Genomic DNA, 17766 nt, shown 5'->3' with positions numbered 1-17766 from the left:
CTTATATGCGCGTACTATTGATTGAAGATGACAGCGCGACAGCGCAAAGCATCGAGCTGATGCTGAAGTCGGAAGGCTTTAACGTCTATACGACCGATCTCGGCGAAGAGGGTATCGATCTCGGCAAGATCTACGATTACGACCTGATCCTGCTCGACCTGAGCCTGCCGGACATGTCCGGTCTGGAAGTGCTGCGCCAGTTGCGCGTCGGCAAGATCAACACCCCGATCATGATCCTGTCGGGTACGTCGGAAATCGACACCAAGGTCAAGACGCTCGGCTCCGGCGCCGACGACTACATGACCAAGCCTTTCCACAAGGACGAACTGATCGCGCGCATTCACGCCGTTGTCCGTCGTTCCAAGGGCCACGCCCAATCGGTTATCCGCACCGGCGACATCGTCGTCAACCTGGATGCCAAGACCGTTGAAGTTTCCGGCAACCGCGTCCACCTGACCGGCAAGGAATACGAAATGCTTGAGCTTCTGAGCCTGCGCAAGGGCACGACGCTCACCAAGGAAATGTTCCTCAACCACCTCTACGGCGGTATGGACGAGCCCGAACTGAAGATCATCGACGTGTTCATCTGCAAGCTGCGCAAGAAGCTGGCCGTGGCCGCCGATGGCAACCACTACATCGAAACCGTCTGGGGCCGTGGCTATGTGCTGCGCGATCCGCACGAACAAGGTTCGACGGTCGCCGCCTAATCCGCGCGCCGCGTCTTTACGAGTATCGAAAAAGCCTGCCGACCTCTCTCGGCAGGCTTTTTTGTGCGCTTTTCATGCGCCCGCCAGACGGGGTCAGTTTTTATTATCAATTCATTCACCCATTTCGTAAATTCAAGAATAAACAATAGGTGGTAGCCTGATCTCGTATCGAAGCCGCCAGCATGTCGCTGGCCGTTTCCTGCGCAGGGGCTGGCTATGACGACAGGTTTTCGCACATTCAACGTTCTCTTCCTTAGCGCGCATAATGCCGCGCGTTCCATCCTCGCCGAGGCGCTGCTCAACCGACTGGGCGCCGGCCGTTTTGAAGCGCGCTCGGCCGGTTTCGATCCGGCGCCGGACATCAGTCCTTATGCGCTGGCGCTGCTGAACAAGATCAACTATCAGGCCGATCGCCTGTCCGCCAAGGCGATGCCGGCCGTGATCGGCGCAGAGGATCCCGGCTATGATTTCATTATCCGCCTGTCGCCCGATCGCCGCACCCGTCAGGAGGGACAGCGTCGTATGCCGCAGTTTCTCGGTCAGCCGGTCATGATCGATTGGCACATGCCCGATCCGTCCGACATGATGGGCTCGTCCGGCGCCATTGCTGCCGCCTATTCCGATATTTTCAATCACTTGGCGGCGCGCCTCGACGCCATGGCCAATTTGCCGATCGAGATGCTGGAAAGCGCCGGTATCACGCAGCGCCTCGAACGCATGGGCGGAGAGACCTTACGCTTCGCCGCTTGATTTAGCTCAAGCGCTGGACTGGGCGTCCCCCATGGCTCACGCGCACCATTTTTCCTGAAAGAATGGGCGCAGCGGGCTCTTGCCCTTGCCGAGATGCGTTGAAGCCATCGCATCTCGGAATGAAACCCGTCCTCCCTGAACCTACGGCGCGCTGCCAGCCCCACGGCGGCGCGCCATTTTTTTAAATCGCCTTAAAATGTTGCGATCACGGGGAATTTTGTGGGCAAGGCCGGAGCCTGCCTTTATGTTTCCTTAGTTCCGTAATAGGAAAGCCCCTCCCCAGTCAGTTGCGCTCTTTATATAGTTCTACGGGCGTTGGCGTTTCCAAAAGGCCGAATTATGATCAGCGAAGATGCGGTGGTTAATCTGTTTGCCCTGGCCCATCCCGGCCGTCTGAATGTTTTCCGCACGATCGTCCAGGCCGGGCCCGATGGTATGGCGGCGGGCAAGATCGCGGCCAGCAATGGCATACCGGCCAACACAGCCTCGACCCACCTCAGCATCCTGACCGGCGCCGGCCTGCTCACCGCCTATCGTGACGGTCGTTCGATCATCTATCGCGCCAATTTCGCCCACTATGCCGACCTGATGGGCTTCCTGCTCGAAGACGTCACCGAGAGCAATGCCGAGGCCGCCACATCGCTGCACGCCTATTTCAAGAACCGTCCGGTGGCGAAGGTCTGAGCTTGACCGTCACCCTCTATCATCGTCCGCAGTGCGCCACGTCGCGCAAGGTGCTGGCCCTTATTCGCGCTCACGGCATCGAGCCGGTGGTGATCGATTACGTTCAGGCCGGCTGGACGAAGGATCAGCTCGTGGCACTTTTTAACGCCATGAAACTGAAGCCGCGCGACCTCCTGCGCATCAAAGGCACGCCGGCGGAAGCGCTGGGCCTGACCGATCCTGCCGTCAGCGAGGCGCACCTCCTGACCGCCATGGTCAAGCATCCGCTTCTTGTCGAACGTCCCATCGTTGTCAGCGACAAGGGCACGCTGCTGGCGCGTCCGCCAGAACGGGTTCTCGAAATTCTATAGATGTGGAAGTGTTTCGGGTCGCCAAAAGGCCGGTCCTTTGCCACTATCAAGACAAGATTTGAGACCTGTCACTCTATTCTGATGATATTCTTATTTTTTGAGCAACGCCCTCATACCTGATCCTGCTTAAACAGCCGTATTTCTGGCCAACCGTGTCATTATTGTCATTCACCTCAGACCGCACCCACTCAATCGGGGGCTTATATTCAGAAAGAGGATGGACGTTATGAAAACTAAACTTTCCTATAAGATCACCGGCGCTGTTGTCGCCATCATGGCCGCCACCGCCCTGAGCGCTTCGGCCCAGGACGCAACCGCGCCCGCCAACCCTACCGTGCCGCCGGTAACCGCCACGACCACGGCGCCTGACGCCGTGCCGGCCACCCCGCCGATCGATCAGGCAACAACCGCGATGGCCCCGGCTGCCGCGCCGGCCATGGCCACCGATAGCGGTGCCGCCAAGGACTTCATCCGCGAAGCCTACATGGCCAATGAATTCAGCATCGCCGCGGCACAGCTCGCCGCCACGCAAGGCGAAAGCGCCGAAGTGAAGGCGACCGCCAAGACTGTGCTCGACAACGGCCTCAAGACCCGTGACGGCATGGTCGCCGCCATTCAGGGTGCCACGACCGACATGCACTTCGACCAGAACTACACCCCTGAGTACCAGACCAAGCTGGGTGAGCTGAAGGCCGCCAAGGGTGCCGACTTCGACGCCAAGTATGTCGCGGCCCAGGGCGAAGTGAACGACAAGGCCGAGAGCGTTTTCAAGTCCTATGCCGCCAGCGGTACGGATGAAACCGTGAAGACCTTCGCCGCCAACACCCTGCCGGTGCTCAACGCCAATGGCGATGCACTCGATGCCGTGGCTCAGGGCGGCAACTAACCCAATATCCATGGATCGGGATGTGCCCTCGTCCTGATCGCGGGCGAAAAAATCCCCCGGACTCGCGTCCGGGGGATTTTTTGTGGCGGATAGCTTTTGAGCCTATCGGTTCAGCATGGCCATGCCGGCCTCGGTGTAGCGTGCGCCGGCAAAGCCGGTTTCGCCGATCACCGCTTCGATCTCTGACAGGTCGGTTGCGCTTAAGGTCACGTTCGCCGAGGCGATATTTTCCATGAGGCGATCCAGATGACGCGTGCCGGGAATTGGCACGATCCAGGGTTTTTGCGCCAGCAGCCAGGCCAGGGCCAGTTGCGCCGGCGTGACGCCCTTCGCCTTCGCCAGATCGGTGAGGGCATCGACGGTGCGGGTGTTCTGCGCCTTGGCGTCGCCTGTAAAGCGCGGGCTGGTGTTGCGGTAATCGCCGGGATCAAGGGCGGCATCTTTCAGCGCGCCCGTCAGGAAGCCGCGGCCGAGCGGCGAGTAGGGCACGAAACCGATGCCAAGCTCTTCGAGTGTCGGCAGGATCTGCGTTTCCGGATCGCGCGTCCATAGCGAATATTCGCTCTGCACGGCGGCGACCGGCTGCACGGCGTGGGCCTTGCGGATGGTGGCGGCCGAGGCTTCCGACAGGCCGAAATGCCTGACCTTGCCGGCCTGGATCAGGTCGCCGACCGTGCCGGCCACGTCTTCGATCGGTACGTTAGGATCGACGCGGTGTTGGTAAAGCAGGTCGATATGATCGGTGCGCAGGCGTTTCAGCGAGGCATCGACGACCTCGCGGATATGGTCCGGGCGCGAATTGACGCCGGTCAGGCTGCCGGGTTGCTGGCCCATGGCGAAGCCGAATTTGGTGGCGATCACCACCTGATTGCGCACCGGCTTGAGCGCTTCGCCAACCAGTTCTTCATTGACGTAGGGGCCATAGACCTCGGCCGTATCGAAGAAGGTGACGCCAAGATCGACGGCGTCGCGCAGCAGTTTCAGGCAGGCGTCGCGGTCGGAAGGGCCGTAGGCCCAGCTCATGCCCATGCAGCCGAGGCCGATAGCGGAAACGTCAAGGCCGGACTGGCCCAGGGTGCGTATTTTCATTTGGGGAGGTTCCTCTCACAGAAAGCCCGGCATATGTGGGGTGGCTGCCCGCGCGTGGAAAGGCTTCACGCAGAATGTTACCCTATCGGGCGGCGCGCGTCACCTTGGCCTCTGCCTTGGCCTGGGCCTTGGCGGCATCGATATGGCGCCCCATCGCTTTTACGAAGGGCAGGCGGCGCAAAAACAGACGAAAGGCGATGGCGACCACCGCGAAGCCCATCCAAATCTCCGGCTTGTTGTATTCCGGATGCAGGTCGTAGACGAAGACTTTAAAGCCGATGGAGAGCGCCAGATAGGGCACAAGGATCGCGCCCCAACGGACAAACTCATCCTTGATGAAGCCGCTGGCACCGTCGGGGTGATAGCGCCAGGCCGACTGGCTGACCAGCCAGCGGATCAGCACGATCAGGGTGACCACGATCAGGGTGATGGCCGTGGAGATAAGCACCATCAGCAAGGGATGGGCATGTTGCCAGGCCAGCGAAGCGGCCTGCTGTTGCGCGGGAGACATGAGGCGACGCCTTTTTAAGAGTGAACCTTGGCCTTAATGTCCACTGTTACCGCTTTTGGATGACCTGGAAACGAAAAAAGCGTGAGGGTTGATCCGTAAACGAAAACCCCGCCGGTCAGGGACCGACGGGGTTAAAGTCATAAGGGCCAAGTCTGCCTTAAGCGGTTCGGCGCGCACCGGTCTGGGCGGAGGCGGCGTTCTTGATATAGAGGCCGCGCATACCGGGCATGGGCTTGAAGGCATCGGTGATGCCCAGCACGGTCTCGGCGGCACCCAGAAACAGGCAGCCGTCATCGGCCAGCAGGGTGGCCATCTGTTCGAGCACGCGCTTCTTGGTCTCGATATCGAAATAGATCAGGACGTTGCGGCAATAGATGACATCCTGACGGCCGACGCTGCGCAGGTCTTCGAGCAGGTTCAGTTTCTTGAAACGGATGCTCGAGCGCAGCTTTGGCGAGATGCGCCACATCTCGTCGACCTTCTCAAAATGCTTGACCATCATGGTGATCGGCAGGCCGCGCTGGACCTCGAACTGGGTGTAGAGGCCGGCCTGGGCCTTTTCCAGACAACGGTCGGAAATGTCAGTCGCCAGAATATCGAGATTGATGCGCGGGAACTGGGGCTTGGCCTCGTCCATAAGCATGGCCAGAGAATAGGGCTCCTGGCCGGTGGAACAGGCGGCGCACCAGACCTTGAGATCGCCCGACAGGCGGGCCTTGGCCAGTGCCGGCAGGATATCGCTCTTGAACTGATCAAACGGCGCCTTGTCGCGGAAGAAGAAGGTCTCGTTGGTGGTCATGGCGTCGGTGACGCTGGCCATCAGCTTCTCATCGCGCTTGGTGCGCAGGGCGCTGAGCAGGGCCGAGACATTGGCGAAGCCTTCGCGTCGCGCCACGGGCGACAGACGGCTTTCGATCAGGTAGGTCTTGTCCGAGCCGAGAATGAGGCCCGAGCGGGCTTTCAGCGTGGCGGCGAGGTGTTCGATGTCTTCGGGGTTCATTGGGGCCGTTCTCCACGGGCAAATACTTTACAGGCCGCAGACAGGCCATCGATAGGTTTAATGATTTCAGCGAGGCCGGCTTCGGCTACGGCGCCGGGCATGCCCCAGACGACGCTGGACGCTTCGTCCTGCACCAACACAGAGGCATTGGCGGCCACCAGGGCGCTGGCGCCGTCACGGCCATCATGGCCCATGCCGGTCAGGACGACGGCGAGCGCGTGATTGCCATAGAGGGCGGCGGCGGACTGGAACAGGGGATCGACCGCCGGGCGGCACCAGTTGACCTGAGGGCCCTGATCGAGCTTGATCGTGGGCAGGCCGAGCGGGCCTTTGACGGTCATGTGGAAGTCGCCGGGGGCGATATAGACGTGGCGCGAGGTGACCGGCATGCCGTCCTTGGCTTCCAGCACCGTCATCGGCAGCGCCTTATCGAGGTGCTCGGCCAGGATGGCGGTAAAGGTGGCGGGCATGTGCTGCACGATGAAGATCGGCAGCTTCCAGTCGGGCCCCAGGCCCAGCAGGAAGGTGCGCAGAGCGGGCGGGCCGCCGGTCGAGGCGCCGACAAAAAGGGCGTCGATGCGCTTGGGGCCTGTGCTGCGCGGACGCAGGATGGGCGCGGCGGGGGGCGGTGGTGCGGATCGTGCGGGCGATAAAGGCGTGCGCGCCAGAGCACCCGGGCCGGCTGTCGAGGAACCTGCACCGGGAGCACCCTGCGTCGGACTGGCTGGTGCCGGGTTTGCTGGCGCGGCACCTGGCATAGGCCAGGAGCGTGTGCGGCCGCACAGGGCGCGGATCTTGGTGAGCAGTTCGGTACGGAAGCCGTCAGCGCCGCCGATCCGGCTTGAATCCGGCTTGGGTACATAGTCGGCGGCCCCCAGTTCGAGGGCGCGGATGGTGACATTGGCGCCGCGCGTCGTCAGCGTCGAGGCCATCAGAACCTTGAGGCCGGGCTTGGCGGCGAGCAGTTTCGGCAGGGCTTCAAGCCCGCCCATGTTCGGCATTTCGATGTCGAGGATCAGCACGTCCGGCTGGACTTCCTTGACCTTTTCGACGCCCTTGGCGCCGTCAATAGCGAGGCCCGCGAGCACCATGTCGGGCTCGTGCTCAAGCCAGCGCGAGATCAGCCCCCGCACGACCGCGGAATTGTCGACGATCATGATTTTCAGGGGCCGCAGGGATGCGGCGGTGTTGGAGGTCAGGGACATCTTTTAAGCTCAAATGCCGCGGGGCTTACACGCATCATTCCCTGAACAGGAAAGAGCGCGGCGGCCTTTGGCCTTGCCGAAAGCCCCGATGGCTTCCGGAGGTATGATCGTGCACGGCCATAGCCGTCGTTTGGCTTGCGATTACAGCAGGCCAACTTCGGAGAACTTGGCTTCGAGGATTTCGCCGTCGAAGGGCTTCATGATGTATTCCGAGGCGCCTTCGGTCAGGGCTTCGGTGATGTGGGCCAGATCGTTTTCGGTGGTGCAGAACACCACGATCGGGGCCTTGCCACCGTCTTCCTTGCGCAGGGCGCGCAGGAAGGTGATGCCGTCCATGACCGGCATGTTCCAGTCGAGCAAGATGGCGGCCGGCATGTTTTCCTTGCAGGATTTCAACGCTTCGGCGCCGTCATTGGCCTCGGCCACCTCAAACTGGAGGTTTTCCAGAATGCGTCTGGCGACTTTACGGATAACGCGGCTATCATCGACGACGAGACAGGTTTTCATCCTGATTTCCCTTATACTTCTGAAAGTTTAGGCCGCTTTAAGATGGGCGGCGTCCAAGAGTGTGTGTGGATCCAACACTATCAGAAGTTCCTTTTCTAATTGATAAACGCCGACGATTATTTCTGCCCAGCGTGGCGGAAGATTTCCGGGAGGGGCGTGGAACTTCTCATCGTCGAGTTTCAGCACCTCATCGACCGAGTCGATGACGAGGCCGTAACTGTCGCCATGCACTTCGAGTCCGATGGCCAGAGGTTCAGGCGCACCTTCTTCACGCGGCGGCAGACCGAGGCGGCGGCGGGCACAGACGGCGGTGACGATGCGGCCGCGCAAGTTCAGCACGCCGGCGATTTCGGAGCGCGACAAAGGCACGGGCGTCAGGCCGCGCGGATGAAAGACATCGTGGACGCGGGCGGCGTCAACACCGAAGAGCTGGCCGCCGACGCGGAGCGTTACGTAATCTTTCAGGCTCATGCGACAGCCCTTTCACTGGAAACATGGGAAACGGGGTGGCGCTGGTGTTCGGCCAGGCCACGCAGGTGGTAATAGTCGACATCGAGGATTTCGCAGGCCCGGCCCGAGATAATGGCGGTGCCGCGAACGCCCGGACGATCGGCCGACAGTTCGATGGTCATGTGGTCTTCGACGACATCGACGATTTCATCGACCGCCAGCCCCATGGCGTAACCTTCGCCAGTAAAGACGAGCAGGGGCTGGACATGGGCTTCTTCCCGCGAAGACGACAGCAGGCCTGTATAGTCGCTGCTGACGGTGAGGATCGGCATGAGTTTGCCGCGATATTGCAGGGCCGCGCGGCCTTCCATCATCTCGATCTTGTCAGATTCGACGTGTTCGAGGCGTGTGATGTGGGCCAGCTCGACCGCCTTCGGCGCGCCGGAGCCCGCCCTGAAGAGCAGCATGGCGACCTTTTCGCTGCCGGCGAAGGCGGTGGCATCTTCGGCGTCTTCCGAGGCTTTTTCTTCCAGCATATTGCCGGCGCGCTCACTCATGGCGTTCGGATCGAGGATCAGCACGACCGAGCCATCGCCCAGGATGGTGGCGCCTGAGAAGACATTGACATCGCGCAGGATGCTGGCCAGCGGCTTGACGACGATTTCCTCAGTATCGAGCACATCGTTGACAACGAGGCCGTAACGGCGCTCACCGACCTGGATGACCATGACGAAGGTGGCGTCTTCATCCTTGGCGGCTTCGAGTTGGAGCGTTGGCCCAAGCTGAACCAGCGGCAGAAGCTTGTTGCGCAGACGCAGGACGAGGGCGTCGTTGATCTTTTCAATCTTGTGCTCGGCGTTCTGGCCGGTGCGAACCAGTTCCATCACCGAGGTTTGCGGCACGGCGAATTTCTGGCCGCCGGCGCCGACGATGAGGGCCGAGACGATGGCCAGGGTCAGCGGGATCTTGATGGTGAAGGTGGTGCCGGAGCCCGGCACCGACAAAAGGTCGATCTGGCCGCCGATCTGTTCGATATTGGTGCGCACCACGTCCATGCCGACGCCGCGGCCGGACAGGTTGGTGACCGCCGCCGCCGTCGAGAAGCCCGGCGCGAAGATATAGCGCTGAACCTGCTGGTCGCTCAGGGTGTCCAACTCGTTGCGGGTCACCAGACCCTTTTCGAGCAGCTTTTCGCGGATGCGCGGCGTATTGAGGCCGCGACCGTTGTCGGAAATGCGGATGACGATATAGCCGCCTTCGTGGAAGGCCGACAGCTTGACGGTTCCGGTGGCGGGCTTGCCGAGGTCGATGCGCTCCTGGGTGCCTTCGAGGCCGTGGTCGGCCGAGTTGCGCACCATGTGGGTCAGCGGATCGCGGATCAGTTCGAGCACTTGACGGTCGAGTTCGGTGCCTTCGCCTTCCATGACGAGGTCGATCTTCTTGCCCAGTTCGTAAGAGAGGTCGCGCACCAGGCGGGGCAACTTCTTCCATGCGGCGCCGATCGGCTGCATGCGGGTCTTCATCACGCTGTCCTGCAGTTCGCCGGTCAGGGTGGACAGGCGTTGCAGCGGGGTGGCGAAGGCGGAATCTTCACGGGTGCGGCTGATCTGCAGGAGTTGGTTGCGGGTCAGCACCATTTCCGAGACGAGCGTCATCAGGCCTTCGAGCACATCGACGGACACGCGGATGGACTGGGTGGTGGCGATGCCTTGGGCATCTTCGCCGCCGAGGCCGGCCATCGGCTCCGGTGCTTTGGCAGGGGGCGTGGGGACGACGGGTTTCGCGGCGGTAACGGGCGGTGCGCTCGGGGCCACCGGCTTGCTGACGTCCACGTCGGGCGTCGCCTCATTCATCCAGTCCGGCGATTCGGCGGCGGCGAAGGCGGCTTCGAGATCGGCTTCGGAGACCTCACCGGGGCGCAGGGCGCGACCGGTGGCGGGGTCGATATCGCCGGCTTGCAAGGTTGTCGGGGCGTCATCGGGGCCATCGGCGGCGGCGAAGGCGGCTTCCAGATCGGCTTCGGCGACTTCGCCGGGGCGCAGGGCGCGGCCGGTGGCGGGGTCGATATCGCCAACGCCCAAAGCGCCAGCACCGAGTGCGGGGCCATTAAAGACAGCGGGTTCGATTTCGCCATTGATCGGGCGATCGGGCACTTCGACGGCTTTCACGGTCGACAGATCGACGGCCTGGCCCTCGGCCATGGCTTCCAGTTGGGCAATCAGGTCGTGATCATCGCCATCGGGTTCGTTACCGGTGGCTTCCAGACCAGCCAGGATGACCTTGATGCGGTCGATCGAATGCAGGACGAGGGTCACGGCGACGGGGGTCACGTCGAGCTTACCATCGCGGAAACGACCGAGCAGGGTTTCGCCGGCGTGGGCCACAGCTTCAAGGCGCGACAGCCCTAAGAAGCCGCAGGTGCCTTTTACAGTGTGGACGAGGCGGAAAATATTATCGAGCGTCTTCCGTTCATTCGGATTGGCTTCAAACTTGACCAGTTCGCTATCGACGACCTCAAGGCTTTCGGCGGTTTCGGTCAGGAATTCGGAAATTAAGTCGTCCACAATATACCCCGTTGTACTAAGGGTCCGCAGCAGAATTGGGATTCCGGGCAGGACCTGTCCAGAGGCATACTGAACGGCTTTGGTTAAGGGGCCGTTGCTAAAACCTTACCAAAGTCTGAATTTTGCAATTAATGCGGGAGGTGGATGAGGGGGCAGTTGTCAGAAAGGAAAGAGGGAATACGGATAAGGCACGGATCCACCTCGCAAGCGATGCGGCAGGGATGAAAACGGATCTATGTGTTTTCCGGCTGGATATGCGCCACGCAGGGGCAAGAACTGATTTGCGGCAAAAGCCAACCCTCTACGCTTCGCGCTTTCCTTACTTGATCTGGCAATTCAAGATTACTGACGGCCCACCGGCAGCGGATTGGTTTTTTTCGCCGCCGGTTTCAGCGTCGTCGGTGCGCCCTGTTCGCGGGCATCCGACATCACATCGGCGCAGTTGGCGTTCTTGGCGTAATCGAGATTGACGAACGGCAAGATCGTATTGAGCGCCACGGCCAGCCCGCCCTGCACCACGGCCGCGCCGGGATCGACGCCAATTTTCGGCGCCGACAGATGGCCACCCACCACGATCGGTACATTGACACGGATCAGGCGGAACTTTTTCGGCTTGCCCTTGAAGGCCAGTTTCAGGCTCTCATCCTGCAGATTGATGCGGCCTGAGCCCTTCACCCGCACGACGCCGGTATCAAACACGATGTTTTGGCCCTGCATGACGCCATTCTGCACACGGAAATCGGCAATGGCGCAGCGCACGTCGGTCTCGTCTCTGTCTTTCGACAGCAGCATGAACGCGCCCTTGGTGGCATTGACGCCCATCAGTTCGGCGAAGGTCTGGCGGATCGTGCCGCCGGGCATGACCAGCGTCATCTGGCCGTCGGCGGTTGAGGCCGCCTTGTGGACCGAGTTGCCGGTGCCGGTGGCGCGCACCCGCGCATTGAGAATGCCTTCGAGTGGCTTAGATCCGCCGACCGTTGGCAGGAAGTCCTGCACCGCCAGACCCGTCAGGCGCATATCGATGGTGTTGACCTGGACGTCCTTGCGGGCATCGATCCGCGCCGTGCCCTGCAGGCGGCCACGCGGGAAGCTGAAATCGATCGGGTCGAGGATCAGCAGGCCATGGTCGAGAGTAACCCCCAGGCTGACCTCACGCAACGGCATGTCGCCATGGGTCTTAACCGACATAGCGCGATAACGCACCTTGGCGTCCATATTGCGCACGCGCTCGATATCGAGCGTGGCGTCGGGCAGCAGGCGGCGCGCCACAGTGGCCGCGGTCGGAGCGGCGGAAAGCTCGGCCTTTTGCGGCGTATTAGCAGCGGTGGCACCGAACAGCGAGCCGAGATCCTTGAAATCGAGCCGGCGCGAACGCAGATCGCCAGTCAGATAGGGGCGGCCTTCGGTGCGGGTATCGACCTTCATCGTGCCTTCGAGATCGCTGCCGCCGACGTAGCCCTTGATAGCCTTGACGTCGTAGATCAGCGCATTGCGCGTCACCTGGGCGGCGATCTTGTAGGCCGGAGTATTGGGCAGGGTCAGGCCGGTCAGGTCGTAGAGGTCCGCCAGATTGCGGCCGCTGACCGTCATGGCGCCGTCAATCTGACCGAGATTGAAGGGATGCAGCACGCGGCCTTTCGCCGTGACGCGGGTATCGCCGGCGCGCACGATCATGTCGAACGGGTAGGGCACGTGGGTGCGCACATTGAGCAGCGGGCCGCCGGTGGCGCTCAGATCAAAGGCGCGGCCGTTCAGCTTACCGTCGCCGGTCAGATCGAAGGCCTGGCGTCCGCCTGACGCCTTTTCATGGGCATTGATCGTGCCCGCGAAGTTGAACCGGCTCTTCGCGTGGGTGACGGTCAGCTTGCCGTCATTGATGATGAAATCCTTGATCGGCGGCAGCCTGGCCGGCTGGCTTTTGGCCTTGCCGTCGCTGAAGTTCCAGTTGGCGCGGCCGGTCTTGTCCGAATAGAGGATGAGGTTGGGCCGGTCGATCTGCAGTCGCGGCAGCACGATGCGGCCGATAAAGACCGGCATCAGTTCAGCGGTCACCGCCACCGTGTCGATTTCAGCGAGATTGCCTTTCAGACCGGCGCTGGCGCCCCACTCCGGCTGGCCGATACGGAGGCCGCCGACCGTGGCGCTGGGGGTGAAGCTGAACAGATGAACGCGCAGATTGCCATCGATATGCACCGGGCGGTGCAGGCGCCCTGACGCGATGGACGAAACCATGGGCCGCGCCCAGTTCCAGTTTGGCTGCGCCAGGAATAGGGTGATGACCCCCAGAACCAGCACGACGGCGGCGAGCACGCCCTGAAATCCAGCCGGGAAGGTGACGCAGACGTCTCCATAGGGCATCACTGAGGCGTTTGGTACCCGCTATAAAAGTCAGCCAACAGGCCGTGATCGCCGTCTTCGCGCGCTGCCAAAGGGATGCTGGCGAAGCGTCAGCCGCCGGTTGCGGCGCCTGTGCTTCCGGCTCATCTGGCTGTTTTGGCGCGTTTCGCAAATGCAGGTTCCGTCAGAAGCATCATGATGCTCCCCCGAGCCTGGCTGTTACAGCGTAGGATGGTGGTCGTTAGAAATCGATGTGAATCGCGCCCTGGCCTGATCAGGCCGGCAGGAAGATCTTGAACGACAGCGAATCGACATCGGCCGTGTAGTCGAGCGTGCCGCCGGCTTCGTGGACCACGCTATAGAGCCAGTGCGGCTGAATCCACTGGCCATTAAGACCGTCGCCCAGCGGCAGGCCGGTCAGGCCCTCGATGGCTTCGGCCTTGAGGCGCGCGCGCGGGCCGCGCAACTCGGCGGTGATGGTCATTCCGTCGTCGGACTTGACCGCTTCCAGCTTCGCCTTGCCGCCCGTCGGCAGCGAATTGCCCGCCAGCAGCCCCAGATTGAGCAGGGCGCGCGAGGCCGGCTTGTCGAACAGCATCTGCGGGTCGATGGCGAAGTCGAGTTCGGCGCGCATGGTCGAATACATGTCGCCGAGGATTTTCTCCAGTTGGCTGCCGCTGAAGGCTTCCGAGCTGGTGGCGGCGCCGAAAGCGACGCGGGCGAAATGGACCAGAGTGACCATCTTCTTGGCCGAGGCGGCGATCAGGTTAAGCGCCTCCTGCTTCATGTCCTGGGCGGAGGGGTCTTCGAGCAGATCGAGGCCCGACATGATGGCGCCGGCCGGCGAGATGAAATCGTGACAGAGCTTGGCGACCAGTTGCGTGGCCAGATCGTGCGAACTGATGTTGGCCGCCGCGGGTGCGGTATCCACATCTGTCTCGACGGGTGCGCTGGTTTGCGCTGTCGCTTCGCTGTCAGAACGCGTAAGGTTCGGTGTTGACAGATCATCCATGCTCATCATCTTATCCCGTCTCGTCGGTATCGGCTTCAGTTTAGCGTGTCTCACCCGAACTGTGAGGTGATTTGCCTTAACGGGGAAGCCAGGAAGCGCTAAGATGTTTTTATAAGTCTTAACGAGAGGTTAACCAGAGCGCACGCGCGCAGGTTCGACCCCTTAGAAACCGTCATTTATAACAAAAAGCCTAATCGGAGACTCCCCCATGGCTGATGCAACCAACCCGCTTGCCCGCAAAGGTCGCGGCAAGATCTTTGATTCGATTCTCGACACCATGGGCGATACGCCCCTGATCCGCCTGCCGCGCCTGTCGGCTGAATATGGCGCGAAAGCCACCGTGCTGGCCAAGCTCGAATTCTTCAACCCCATGGCCTCGGTGAAAGATCGCATCGGCATCTCCATGATCGAGGCGCTGGAAAAGTCTGGCAAGCTGAAGCCGGGCGGCACGATTATCGAGCCGACCTCGGGCAATACCGGCATCGCCCTGGCCTTCGTGGCCGCCGCCAAGGGCTACAAGATCACCCTCGTCATGCCGGAATCGATGTCGATCGAGCGGCGCAAGATGCTGCTGCTTTTGGGCGCCAAGCTCGAACTCACGCCCGCTGAAAAGGGTATGCGCGGCGCGGTCAACCGCGCGCAGGAGCTGCTGGCGGAAACGCCGGAAGCGGTCATCCCGCAGCAGTTCGAGAACGAAGCCAACCCCTATATCCATGAAATCTCGACCGCCGAGGAAATCTGGAACGATACCGATGGCGCGGTCGACGTGGTCGTGTCGGGCGTCGGCACCGGCGGTTCGATCAGCGGCATCGGCCATACGCTGAAAAAGAAGAACCCTGCGGTGAAGATGATCGCCATCGAGCCGGAAGCCTCGCCGATTTCTGTCGGGTGGTGAGCCCGGCCCGCACAAGATTCAGGGTATCGGCGCCGGCTTCATTCCCGGGATTCTCGACCGCGGCATCATCGATGGCATCGAAACCGTGTCGAACGACGCGGCGTTTGCCATGGCGCGCAAGTCGGCCCGTGTCGAAGGGCTGCCGGTGGGTATCTCCTCCGGCGCGGCGCTCGAAGTGGCCTTCCGCCTGGCCAATCAACCGGAATACGCCGGCAAGACGATCGTGGCGATCATTCCGTCGTTCGCGGAACGCTATTTAAGTACGGCTTTGTTTGACGGGCTTTAAGTAAGTTAGATAGCCCATCACCCCAGTAAATTGGGGTGGGTAAGATATGAACCCCTTATACCTCCCCATCTCTGATGGGGAGGGGGACCGCAAGCTCTTGCGCAGCGGTGGTGGGGTTTCTTACTTTTCATCGCACGGCCGGTTGTTATACAAAAGATTAACGGATGGCGGCCATGATGCCGTCATGTCGAACGCCTTGCTCTCACCCCGCATCCATCAAGACGCCTTTGCCGAGGCGGAAGCCGGTGTGGCGGGCGAAGGCGTTGGAGGCTCCGGATCCGCTGAGCTGGACAGGATTTTCGACGGTATCATCGCCGAAACACCCCAGCCGGATTTCAAGGCGCGCCATGTGCTGCTGCGCCGTCTCGCCGACGTGGTTTGCCTGCCGGAAAGCCGAATCAATGCCTTTGAACGCGCCGTCACGGCGGATTTGCTGGTCGAGATGCTGCGCGAATCAGCGTTGGCCGATCGTATCCGCGTGGCGAAGCGCGTCAGCATCCTGGCGGAAATTCCCAATTCGCTGATTCGCATGCTGATCACTGACGATGCCGAGGTGGCCCGCCCGCTGATCGAGGAATGCGAATCCCTGACCACGGCCGACCTGCATTACTGCGCCCGCTTCGGCAATCGCCAACACCATCTGATCCTGGCTACGCGCAAGGAACTGGACAGCATCCTGTGCGAATGTCTCGTCGATACCGAGGACGTGTCGATCATAGAAGCCCTGCTGAAGAACCTGCGCGCCAGGTTATCGCAGCCGGCGCTGGAAGCCGCCGTGGCCATGAGCCAGAACCATCCGCAGCTTATACCGCTGATCATGCGTCGGCCCGAATTGCGCCCGTCATCGGCCTATGTGCTGTTCTGGTGGGCCGAAACCGATGTGCGTCGCCTGATCCTGACCCGGTTCGGCGTCAACCGCGAAATCATGCAGGATATGGCGGGCGACGTCTTCGCCATGATGGCCACCGAAAAATGGCAGGACCCGCTGGCGCGCAAGGCTCTGCAGTTTATCGAGCGCCGCCAGCGTAACCGCGAGGCGCTTGAGAAAAGCCCGTACAGCTCATTGGAAGCCGCTATCGCCGAGGCTGCGAAACTGGGCATGACGCGCCATATGGCCGAGGAAATCTCCTACATGGCGGGCATCAAGCCCTCGACCGGCGCCAAGCTGATGCGCGATCGCGGCGGCGAAGGTCTGGCTGTCCTGTGCAAGGCCACCGGCCTGTCGAAAAAGGCGCTGCGGGCGCTGTGGAAGGCCCTGCGCCGGCCGTTACGTAATGCCGAAGGCCAGATGCACCCGCATCTTGCCGAGGTTCTGATCACCTATGATATCCTGGCAGTTGATCGCGCCCAGACGGTGCTGCGTTACTGGAACTGGGCGCTGTCATCGGCCCTGACCCACGTCATGCTGCGCGCGATCTCCAGTGGCGAAGACGTTGATCTGGAAACGCTCAGCGTGCCCCAGCGCGCGGCCATGCTGGCTTTCGCACAGGATCTAAAGACTTAAGCCAGCATGGCCACATTTTTTTGCGCTATCGCTGTCGCTGCTTGAGCGCAGGCCCCAAGAGTTCGGCCAAAGCAAGAGCTGATTCGTTTATTGGGCGAGCTGTATTGCCCTCTATAACATTCAAAAGGCCTTTTTCAGGTTTCCGGCAAGTAATTATGCGGCCTTAACTGCACAGCTTCGCTTTTTTTTGGAATGGAGGCTTGAATATTGCAAAGCAGTGGCTTAGGTAAAGCGCACATATTTCAAAGGATGAATGAATGGAAAGCAAGACTGATACCTTGGACATGACGGCGGACATCGTTTCCGCCTTTGTCGGTAATAATTCGGTGCCGGCCAGCGAATTGCCTTCGCTGATTCAGAGCGTCTATGCTGCATTGAACTCCATTTCGTCCGGTGAAGAAACCAAGATCGAAGCACCGAAGGAGCCGGCTGTTTCGGTCAAGAAGTCGATTTCTTCCGACTATATTGTCTGCCTTGAAGACGGCCGCAAGTTCAAGTCGCTGAAGCGCCACCTTCGCACCAAGTACGGCATGAGCCCGGAAGATTACCGTGCCAAGTGGAACCTGCCGAAGGATTACCCGATGGTCGCCCCGAACTACGCCAAGGCCCGTTCGGATTTGGCCAAGCAGATGGGCCTGGGCCAGGGTGGCCGTCAGGTGACCCGCAAGCCGCGCGCCGTCAAGGTTTAAGCCTTTTCCGGTTACGTTTTATAAAAAGCCTCGGTCGCAAGACCGGGGCTTTTTGTTTGCCTGATGCGGTCCCTCTGCCGACAAGTGGGGAGGGGCACTTTATTCCCGTACCTCCCCGCTTGTCGGGGAGGGGGACCATTGCGTAGCAATGGTGGTGGGGTTCTTTTACTTTTCCACGCTCCAATTTTTTGATTCAACTCGTTTTTTTATGACGTGACCGGTATTATTTACTGTGGCCAATTTGACTCTGTAAGGTAGCGTTAACCCTTTTTTGCTTGCCAAGGAATCACCAGTTAAGAGAAGGTGAATTTGGGTGATTCGCGGGCCGGGACTGTTTTTT

Annotated in this window: 16 protein-coding genes and 1 pseudogene; 8 read left to right on the top strand and 9 right to left on the bottom strand. The window is 60.9% G+C overall.

Translation table 11 applies throughout. The annotated features are described in order from the left end of the window. Positions 1-5: 5 nt before the first annotated feature. From ctrA to ABQ278_RS15810, 5 genes are all read left to right on the top strand, one after another. On the top strand, positions 6-707 hold the full coding sequence (ctrA, locus tag ABQ278_RS15830; protein ID WP_023447480.1) for a response regulator transcription factor CtrA: 702 nt from the start codon (positions 6-8) through the stop codon (positions 705-707). Between the two features lie 216 nt (positions 708-923). Beyond that, positions 924-1457, top strand: coding sequence for an arsenate reductase ArsC (locus ABQ278_RS15825; protein WP_349320445.1), 534 nt, complete (start codon positions 924-926; stop codon positions 1455-1457). A 339-nt stretch (positions 1458-1796) separates the two neighbouring features. Beyond that, a complete protein-coding gene (locus ABQ278_RS15820; protein ID WP_349320444.1) occupies positions 1797-2141 on the top strand; it encodes a helix-turn-helix transcriptional regulator in 345 nt (114 codons plus the stop codon). A gap of 2 nt (positions 2142-2143) precedes the next feature. Beyond that, complete coding sequence (gene arsC, locus ABQ278_RS15815) at positions 2144-2491, top strand: arsenate reductase (glutaredoxin) (RefSeq protein WP_349320443.1); 348 nt, start codon at positions 2144-2146, stop codon at positions 2489-2491. A gap of 226 nt (positions 2492-2717) precedes the next feature. Next, entirely contained in the window at positions 2718-3377 is a 660-nt protein-coding gene (locus tag ABQ278_RS15810; RefSeq protein ID WP_349320442.1) for a DUF4142 domain-containing protein, read from the top strand. A gap of 102 nt (positions 3378-3479) precedes the next feature. Here the strand turns inward: ABQ278_RS15810 and ABQ278_RS15805 are convergent, their stop codons facing one another. The 9 genes from ABQ278_RS15805 to ABQ278_RS15765 form a co-directional block, all read right to left on the bottom strand. Beyond that, positions 3480-4466 (bottom strand): aldo/keto reductase, encoded by a 987-nt coding sequence (locus ABQ278_RS15805; RefSeq protein ID WP_349320441.1) that lies wholly within the window; start codon positions 4464-4466, stop codon positions 3480-3482. A gap of 82 nt (positions 4467-4548) precedes the next feature. Then, positions 4549-4977, bottom strand: a complete 429-nt coding sequence (locus ABQ278_RS15800; RefSeq protein ID WP_349320440.1) for a hypothetical protein — start codon at positions 4975-4977, stop codon at positions 4549-4551. Positions 4978-5134: 157 nt separating this feature from the next. After that, entirely contained in the window at positions 5135-5977 is an 843-nt protein-coding gene (locus ABQ278_RS15795; protein WP_349320439.1) for a protein-glutamate O-methyltransferase CheR, read from the bottom strand. Beyond that, on the bottom strand, positions 5974-7182 hold the full coding sequence (locus tag ABQ278_RS15790) for a chemotaxis response regulator protein-glutamate methylesterase (protein ID WP_349320438.1): 1209 nt from the start codon (positions 7180-7182) through the stop codon (positions 5974-5976). Before ABQ278_RS15790 ends, ABQ278_RS15795 begins: the two co-directional genes overlap by 4 nt. Positions 7183-7323: 141 nt before the next feature. Beyond that, positions 7324-7689, bottom strand: coding sequence for a response regulator (locus ABQ278_RS15785; protein ID WP_349320437.1), 366 nt, complete (start codon positions 7687-7689; stop codon positions 7324-7326). Between the two features lie 27 nt (positions 7690-7716). Next, positions 7717-8160 (bottom strand): chemotaxis protein CheW, encoded by a 444-nt coding sequence (locus ABQ278_RS15780; protein ID WP_018082013.1) that lies wholly within the window; start codon positions 8158-8160, stop codon positions 7717-7719. Further along, positions 8157-10703, bottom strand: coding sequence for a chemotaxis protein CheA (locus ABQ278_RS15775; protein ID WP_349320436.1), 2547 nt, complete (start codon positions 10701-10703; stop codon positions 8157-8159). Before ABQ278_RS15775 ends, ABQ278_RS15780 begins: the two co-directional genes overlap by 4 nt. Before the next feature lie 342 nt (positions 10704-11045). Then, entirely contained in the window at positions 11046-13061 is a 2016-nt protein-coding gene (locus ABQ278_RS15770; RefSeq protein WP_349320435.1) for an AsmA family protein, read from the bottom strand. A gap of 253 nt (positions 13062-13314) precedes the next feature. Beyond that, on the bottom strand, positions 13315-14052 hold the full coding sequence (locus ABQ278_RS15765) for a histidine phosphotransferase ChpT (RefSeq protein ID WP_349320434.1): 738 nt from the start codon (positions 14050-14052) through the stop codon (positions 13315-13317). Between the two features lie 208 nt (positions 14053-14260). Here ABQ278_RS15765 and cysK point away from each other — a divergent pair. The 3 genes and pseudogenes from cysK (at position 14261) to ABQ278_RS15750 (ending at position 17426) form a co-directional block, all read left to right on the top strand. Then, positions 14261-15233 (top strand): annotated as a pseudogene (gene cysK / locus ABQ278_RS15760) (cysteine synthase A). 184 nt (positions 15234-15417) lie between these two features. Then, entirely contained in the window at positions 15418-16737 is a 1320-nt protein-coding gene (locus tag ABQ278_RS15755; RefSeq protein WP_349320433.1) for a DUF2336 domain-containing protein, read from the top strand. Positions 16738-16994: 257 nt separating this feature from the next. Continuing rightward, a complete protein-coding gene (locus ABQ278_RS15750; protein WP_349320432.1) occupies positions 16995-17426 on the top strand; it encodes a MucR family transcriptional regulator in 432 nt (143 codons plus the stop codon). Positions 17427-17766 lie beyond the last annotated feature (340 nt).

It is taken from the genome of Asticcacaulis sp. MM231 (assembly GCF_964186625.1).
In the GTDB taxonomy this organism is placed as follows: Bacteria; Pseudomonadota; Alphaproteobacteria; order Caulobacterales; family Caulobacteraceae; genus Asticcacaulis.
This window is presented reverse-complemented; position numbering and strand designations above follow the sequence as displayed.

Coding starts and splice junctions, on each gene's coding strand:
- ctrA (WP_023447480.1), top strand. CDS start 6: ATGCGCGTACTATTGATTGAAGATGACAGCGCGACAGCGCAAAGCATC.
- ABQ278_RS15825 (WP_349320445.1), top strand. CDS start 924: ATGACGACAGGTTTTCGCACATTCAACGTTCTCTTCCTTAGCGCGCAT.
- ABQ278_RS15820 (WP_349320444.1), top strand. CDS start 1,797: ATGATCAGCGAAGATGCGGTGGTTAATCTGTTTGCCCTGGCCCATCCC.
- ABQ278_RS15810 (WP_349320442.1), top strand. CDS start 2,718: ATGAAAACTAAACTTTCCTATAAGATCACCGGCGCTGTTGTCGCCATC.
- ABQ278_RS15805 (WP_349320441.1), bottom strand. CDS start 4,466: ATGAAAATACGCACCCTGGGCCAGTCCGGCCTTGACGTTTCCGCTATC.
- ABQ278_RS15800 (WP_349320440.1), bottom strand. CDS start 4,977: ATGTCTCCCGCGCAACAGCAGGCCGCTTCGCTGGCCTGGCAACATGCC.
- ABQ278_RS15795 (WP_349320439.1), bottom strand. CDS start 5,977: ATGAACCCCGAAGACATCGAACACCTCGCCGCCACGCTGAAAGCCCGC.
- ABQ278_RS15790 (WP_349320438.1), bottom strand. CDS start 7,182: ATGTCCCTGACCTCCAACACCGCCGCATCCCTGCGGCCCCTGAAAATC.
- ABQ278_RS15785 (WP_349320437.1), bottom strand. CDS start 7,689: ATGAAAACCTGTCTCGTCGTCGATGATAGCCGCGTTATCCGTAAAGTC.
- ABQ278_RS15780 (WP_018082013.1), bottom strand. CDS start 8,160: ATGAGCCTGAAAGATTACGTAACGCTCCGCGTCGGCGGCCAGCTCTTC.
- ABQ278_RS15770 (WP_349320435.1), bottom strand. CDS start 13,061: ATGCCCTATGGAGACGTCTGCGTCACCTTCCCGGCTGGATTTCAGGGC.
- ABQ278_RS15765 (WP_349320434.1), bottom strand. CDS start 14,052: ATGGATGATCTGTCAACACCGAACCTTACGCGTTCTGACAGCGAAGCG.
- ABQ278_RS15755 (WP_349320433.1), top strand. CDS start 15,418: ATGTCGAACGCCTTGCTCTCACCCCGCATCCATCAAGACGCCTTTGCC.
- ABQ278_RS15750 (WP_349320432.1), top strand. CDS start 16,995: ATGGAAAGCAAGACTGATACCTTGGACATGACGGCGGACATCGTTTCC.